3 protein-coding genes, 1 tRNA gene and 2 pseudogenes are annotated in these 6,070 nt (G+C 58.9%); 2 read left to right on the top strand and 4 right to left on the bottom strand.

From position 1 onward, the window contains the following. Positions 1-629: pseudogene (locus tag G4Z14_RS08575) on the bottom strand (transposase); the annotation flags it as partial. 60 nt (positions 630-689) lie between these two features. Between G4Z14_RS08575 and G4Z14_RS08570 the strand changes: the two are divergent. After that, a pseudogene (locus tag G4Z14_RS08570) lies at positions 690-1,025 on the top strand (IS3 family transposase); the annotation flags it as partial. 39 nt (positions 1,026-1,064) lie between these two features. On the opposite strand, the gene G4Z14_RS08565 reads toward G4Z14_RS08570, so the two are convergent. After that, positions 1,065-2,873 carry a glycosyltransferase family 2 protein gene (locus G4Z14_RS08565; RefSeq protein ID WP_164624675.1) on the bottom strand — a complete coding sequence of 603 codons (1,809 nt, stop codon included), beginning with the start codon at positions 2,871-2,873 and terminating at the stop codon, positions 1,065-1,067. Positions 2,874-3,306: 433 nt separating this feature from the next. On the opposite strand from G4Z14_RS08565, the gene G4Z14_RS08560 reads away from it, so the two are divergent. Continuing rightward, positions 3,307-4,269: a glycosyltransferase gene (locus G4Z14_RS08560; protein WP_164624673.1), complete on the top strand. Its 963-nt coding sequence runs from the start codon at positions 3,307-3,309 to the stop codon at positions 4,267-4,269. Positions 4,270-4,397: 128 nt separating this feature from the next. Here G4Z14_RS08560 and G4Z14_RS08555 read toward each other — a convergent pair. Beyond that, positions 4,398-4,473 (bottom strand) — tRNA-Thr (locus G4Z14_RS08555). Between the two features lie 135 nt (positions 4,474-4,608). Further along, the gene (locus G4Z14_RS08550; RefSeq protein WP_164624671.1) at positions 4,609-6,069 is read right to left on the bottom strand and encodes a heme biosynthesis protein HemY; all 1,461 of its coding nucleotides are present in this window, start codon (positions 6,067-6,069) and stop codon (positions 4,609-4,611) included. Between the last annotated feature and the right edge of the window lies 1 nt (position 6,070).

Raw genomic sequence — 6,070 nt, 5'->3', positions numbered from 1 at the left:
GAAGTCCAGCGACCAGCGCTGGTTTGGCCGCAGTGGAACCGGCATCGGCGTGCGACTGCCACGAGCCCGTTTGCGGCCACGACGGCGGCGCACCGACAGGCCCTCTTCCCGGTAAATCCGGTAGAGCTTCTTCTCGTTCATCACCATTCCCACACGTTCCAGCATGACACCAATGCGCCGATAGCCAAACCGACGCCGCTTCTCGGCGATCTTGTTCATTTCCAGACGGATATCCGGGTTATCGGGCGGCCTCTCGCGCCGCACGGTCTTGGGATCGACACCGATCAGGACGCAGGCCCGGCGCTGAGAGATCGGATGACCCTTCATCGCCCGCAGCACCGCGTCCCGCCGTTGCACCGGCGTCGTCAGGGCTTTCCCAGCAGATCCTTCAGAACCACATTGTCCAGCATGACATCCGCCACCAAGCGTTTCAGCTTGGCGTTCTCGTCCTCAAGCTGCTTCAGGCGCTTGGTGTCCGACAGGTCCATCCCGCCATACTTCGCCTTCAGCTTGTAGAACGTTGCCGGGCTGAGCCCATGCTTCCGGCACAGCTCTGCCGTCGGCAAGCCTGCCTCCTGCTCTTTGATCATCCCGATAATCTGCGCTTCGGTGAAACGGCTTTTCCTCATGTCGTCTGCTCCTTCAGGTTGGGCAGACTCTACATCACAGCGAGGGAACTTCCGGGGGGCAGGTCAAAACCAAAGACCAAGGTCTACGTGCATTCTGACCAAGGGTCCCAGTTCACCGGCTATGAGTGGCAAGAATTCCTCGAGCAGCACAATCTGGCTCCCAGCATGAGCCGCCGCGGGAACTGCTGGGACAATGCAGTCGTGGAGAGCTTCTTCAACCTGCTCAAACGCGAACGCATCCGGCGAAAGAAATACAAAAACCGCGAAGAGGCACGGCAGGACGTGTTCGACTACATCGAGTTCTTCTACAACCCGCAGCGCAAACACGTTAGGAACGGCATGCTGTCACCGATCGCCTTCGAACAGCAGCAAAAACTGAAACTGCGAGGCGTCTAGGAAACTAGGGGCGATTCAAACAGAAGAACTCCCGGTCTTTCAAACTTGGGGATTGTTGTTACCAGCCTCGAATTTCTTGGACCAGAAGCCGCCCTGTGTGATTTGTGCGTAGCCTTGGCGCCACATCTTACTCAAGTGCGGATAGTTCCATGCCAACTTGCCCATAATGCCAAGTATCGCCACAGCTTCCCTGGCAGCGACCAGCTTCGAGTGGCGGACAGTGAAGCTCTGTGTGCCCTCGCTGTTGAGATATGTGATCCGGGATGCGCCCCAAACTTCATTCAATTGGCCACGTTGACTTGACTTCAAAGTAACCGTGTTGCCCCAGTATCCGAAGAAGGGCAGCAGATGCCCGTTCAGGGAGTATTTCATGATGGTGCGAAGGAATTTATTGCGGCGAGGATCAAACTTTCGGCGCGAAGTTGGCGCCATGCCTTGAAGAGGTGCATAGGCCTCCACATTCCGCATCTTACCAATCCGGGCGCGACGCTCTGCCATGTCCGCGTTCTTTACGAAAAACTCCGGGCCCTCCATGACGTCCGTCACCGCAAGTCTCAAGGCTTGAAGCGTCTCGTAATGTGACTGAACCATTGATCGCAAAAAGAACTGAGCAACGATTCGCAAGATTCCCTTGCGCCCAATTTCCATAGTTGGCAGCGAGAGGTGGTGAGCCAAGTGGCTGCGTAGATCGAGATAGAGCGTCTGCAGGGTTTCCTTGTCAGAAAAGTCTGCGTCTTGGAAACACAAAACACCTGGCAAAGTGGCTATTTCAAAGTCATTTGCGATCGAGAAGCTGATGTCATCGCCGCGAACAAAGAACGGAAAAGGTCGGTATTTCACGTGCGCTATAGGAAAAGCGAAATACCACCAACCACCGTAAAAATTGTGCGGCTTTGCTCCGGTTGAGTCAAACTCCATCTTCAGAACTTCAGGAAGTGCGCGCAAATCCGTTCCATTCCACTTCGGGCGACAGACTCGATCGAATATTGCCCCGCACTCCCAAAGCGCCCAGCGATGGTTGGCCATTGTCAGCCCCCCCGCCACTGCGACCCTGGAGTCCTCCGCATAGGCAAGAAAAGCCCAGGTCCGTTCGACCGCTTCCATATGAATGGAGGCGTCGTCGTCCATGAACAGACAATGGCTGGCGCCCCTCTCTTCCGCCGCCAGCAAGCCTCTGGCAAAGCCCCCTGATCCCCCCAAGTTCTCATTCGCAATGGGCGTTACATGTGAGGATGCCTGGATTTCAGCGCTTTTCCCGTTGTCCACCACCACCAGGTGAAGGTACGGGGCCAGCTCTGATCGAGACATAAAGGCTTCAAATCTCGCGACGCTGGCACGTACGGCTTCTTCACGCTTGAAGGTCGTGATTGACAAAACCAATTGGGGCAAACTTTTGGGGGCCGCCGTCGTTTCCCAGCTTGCATCATTCAGGTACCCATCTCCAAGTGCCCGCAACTCGAAGAAGATGACACCTCCTGACACCCGAGAGATTAGCGGGGTCAGATTCAGCCGATAAGGGGCATCAGGTGTCAGTTCGACAGCTTCGCTGTAGATGCACTCCCATGATTTTTCAGGTGCAGCCTGATGCACGATCAGCGCGAAATTACCCCGACCCGCCAACCGCAGAATAATGTCTGTTTGGCCACAATGCCGTTGCCATTTCCCGAGGTTGAACAGGTTGGCCGACGTCGCAAAATTGGCCACGCCACCAAGCGAGAAAGTCAGACTGCGGCCTTTCAGGGAATGCACGACATCACCATAGAGCCGAAAGAAAAGATCCCGTTCGGTTGTTATGCCAGCTTCTGGCCAAAGCATTGATTGTATTGTGAAGTGAGTCACGTCTGCCATTCCTGGAATTCTTGGCGAAACTGGATTAGATGTCTGTGGCGTCATTGCGCAGCTCGGTCGAGAAATCTCGGCAGTACGTCTGAGGGCCAGAGTGCTGTGGCTCTCGAAGCGGATGCCGGGCCGGAGTTTCCTGGCGTTCTCTGATCTCGAAATGCCTGAAGGTTCGTTTTGCCCGTCGCGTGATGACCGATACGGCAGTTAGCTTCCATTGAGAGTCCGAGCCCCGAGCTGTGCCCCCAACGGGTGACGGTTGCGATTTCTGGAGGTTCTACCGTGTTTCCCTCGGGAATTGAAGTGCGAGGGTCGGGACGGAGTTCTCCCGCTCACTGGCAGGGTGGACGATCAGCGCGGGATAAGCTAGGGCGGCGGTGGGCATTCGGAAGGGATGAAAGCCTGCATCCGCCATCTGCCTGCAACAGGGCTCAGGTCGTCCATGTCCCACGCAACGCTATGCACCATTGTCGTCACTTACAATCGGCTCGAGAAGTGCCAGCGCACCCTGCTGCGCCTTTTGCAGGAGCCGATCGATCACCTGATTGTCATTGAGAACGGCTCGACGGATGGTACGCGCGAATGGCTGCGGACCTTGCATGACGATCGGATGATTGTTCTGGAACAGGCTGTGAACGGTGGCGGCGCCAAGGGCTTTGAAACCGGTATGCGCGAGGCGCGCGCGCGATTCGATCCTGACTGGTATCTTCTGATGGATGATGATGGTCGCCCGCACCAAGGCGCAATAGCCGCCTTTCGCGCCACTCTGCCTCGCCCCGAAGGTGCGGTTCTGGCTGCAGTCTATTTCCCGGACGGGACAATCTGCGAGATGAACCGGCCATGGCGGAACCCCTTCTGGCATGCGGGCGTGTTTCGCGACACTTTCCTCAAGCTGGGCGGACGGCGGGCCTTTCACATCCCCGATGCGGCCTACAGCGCCGGGGCGCCCGTTTCAATTGACGGTGGTTCTTTCGTTGGCCAATTCATTTCCCGAGTCGCAGTCGAACGCTGCGGCTTTCCGGATGGCCGCATGTTCATCTATGGTGATGACGTCCACTATACCTTGCGGCTGGCACGAGCAGGACTGTCGAATGCCTTCGACCCTCGCGTCCATTTTGAACACGAATGCGCGACGGCCCTGCATGGCGCAGTGATGCGACCCTACTGGAAAACCTACTATCACCACCGCAATCTTTTCCGGGTCTATCGGCTTGCCATCGGTCCAGTGCTGTTCTGGCCATTAATGCTGATGCTCGTGCCACGCTGGATGACCAAAGGCTCGGCGCTTCCTTCACACGATCGTCAGTGTTATCGAGCGTTGATCCGGATGGCGATCCTGGACGCGCTGCGAGGTAAGCTGGATCGGCCCCACGACGAGATACTGGCACGTTCCGGTGAAAGTTGACATCCTCGCGAAATCGTCTTGAGTATCGCTACTACCTTTTCTCGGCTTTGAAACAAGGCAACGTGCCGAAGGACCTGCTTCAGCGCCCCGCAAGTGATCTGTATTTGAGTGAAAGTTCTTGAGAAGGATGGTGCCGGTGAAGGGACTCGAACCCCCGACCCCATCATTACGAATGACGTGCTCTACCAGCTGAGCTACACCGGCATCCTTCTCGGTCATGGCCCTGCAAGGACCCCACTATATAAATACCAGCGGCGCAACTAACTGGGTCGTATTCAGCTGAGCTACACCGGCCTTAGGTGACGGGCTATTAGCACCCCTTCCCGGCGCTGTGTAGCCCTAATCTGCACTTCTTGCGACGGCGGCAAGGTCGATGATTTCCGGCTCCTGGCCGGGATCCCGGGGCGCGGCTTCGGGCTTGGCCGGGGGGTGTACCATCAGGGGCAACAGCTCGGCGCCGCGGGTGCTTTGCGCGGTGTTCTCCTGTGGCTCGCGCCAGGAAAGCGTGTCGAAGCCGCCGCAATTGTCGCAGATCGGGTGCCATTCGGCATGGATCGCCTGGCACTTGTCGCAGCACCACTGCGGCCCGCGCGGCGCGACCAGGGCTTTCGACAGCCAGCCGCGCACCACGGCGTCGTCCGAGCCTTCGCCGCGTTCGATGGCGGCCATGACGGCCAGCGCGCGCTGGGTCGGGTGACGTTCGACCAGATCGCCCAGCGCGCGGCGGGCGGCGGGGAAATCTTCGGCAGCAATCAGCATTTCGGCCTGCATCAGCCGGGTTTCGTCATGGTCCGGGTGCTGTGCAATCAGCGGCTTGAAGCGTTTCAACCGTGCGGCCGGGGTTTCCTCAGGTTCGATCTCGGCAAAGACGGCGGCAAGATCGGGGTGGGCCATGCCTTCCCAGGCCTTTTTCACCACCCGCGTCGCGCCTTTCCGGTCGCCCTTGGCAATCAGGCTGCGGGCCGCCATGACGGCGGCCGGGATCAGGTCGGGCGACTTGCGATTGGCCTCGATGGCGGCCTCGCGCGCCTCCAGGCTCGCGGTTTCGTCCATGATGCCCTTGGCTTCCTGCAGGGCCAGCACGGCATCACGGCGGCGGAAGACGTCCTTCGGCATGGCGCCGGCCCTGAGCTTGGCGCCCAGCGTGGCCCGCGCGCCCTTCCAGTCGGCGCTTTGCGACTGCAGCTTCAAAAGCACGTCCTGCGTTTCGGCATGCTTGGGTTTCAGCGCAAAGGCTTTCTCCGCCAGCTTCAACGCGGTTTCGGTATCGCCCTCGGCCAGTTTCTGCTGCAACAGACCGCGGATACCGACAAAGCGGGTAGAGTCATCGGCCAGAAGCGTCTTGTACGCTGCGGCGGCGCGGGCGGTATCTCCCGCGGCCTCGGCAGCTTGTGCCACCAGAAGCGTCGTCAGCTCGGGTCGCTCCAGATATTTCTCGGCCCGCTGCGCCCGCAAAAGCGCCAGCCGACCCTCGCCGGAGGCCAGGGCCAGAAAGCCATCGGACAAGGCCTGATAGCCCTTGCGCTGGCGGTCACGGTCGAAATAGCGCGAGATCGCGGTTTCATCGCCATTGAAGAACCGCAGCGTGGCAACGACAAAGCCGATGGTCTTCATCAACAGCCAGATCGCCAGCATCAGCACCAACAGGCCGATGATCGCTTGCAGGGGGCCAAGGGTGAACTCATAGCCCGCCGCGGAAAGGCGGATCCCGCCGCCGATGTCCAGAAGCAGGCTCGCCCCCCAGGTCAGGGCCGCGACGGCGACCACGAAGAACAGAACCTTCAGAAGTGACCAGAGCATG

The sequence above is a fragment of the Tabrizicola oligotrophica genome (genome assembly GCF_011008935.1).
Taxonomy (GTDB): Bacteria; Pseudomonadota; Alphaproteobacteria; order Rhodobacterales; family Rhodobacteraceae; genus Tabrizicola_A; species Tabrizicola_A oligotrophica.
Note: the sequence above shows the minus strand (reverse complement) of the source record. Positions and strands in the feature narration are given on the sequence as shown.

Bases quoted from the DNA above. Each gene is read 5' to 3' on its own strand.
- G4Z14_RS08560 (WP_164624673.1), top strand. From the start codon at position 3,307: ATGTCCCACGCAACGCTATGCACCATTGTCGTCACTTACAATCGGCTC.
- G4Z14_RS08565 (WP_164624675.1), bottom strand. From the start codon at position 2,873: ATGGCAGACGTGACTCACTTCACAATACAATCAATGCTTTGGCCAGAA.
- G4Z14_RS08550 (WP_164624671.1), bottom strand. From the start codon at position 6,069: ATGCTCTGGTCACTTCTGAAGGTTCTGTTCTTCGTGGTCGCCGTCGCG.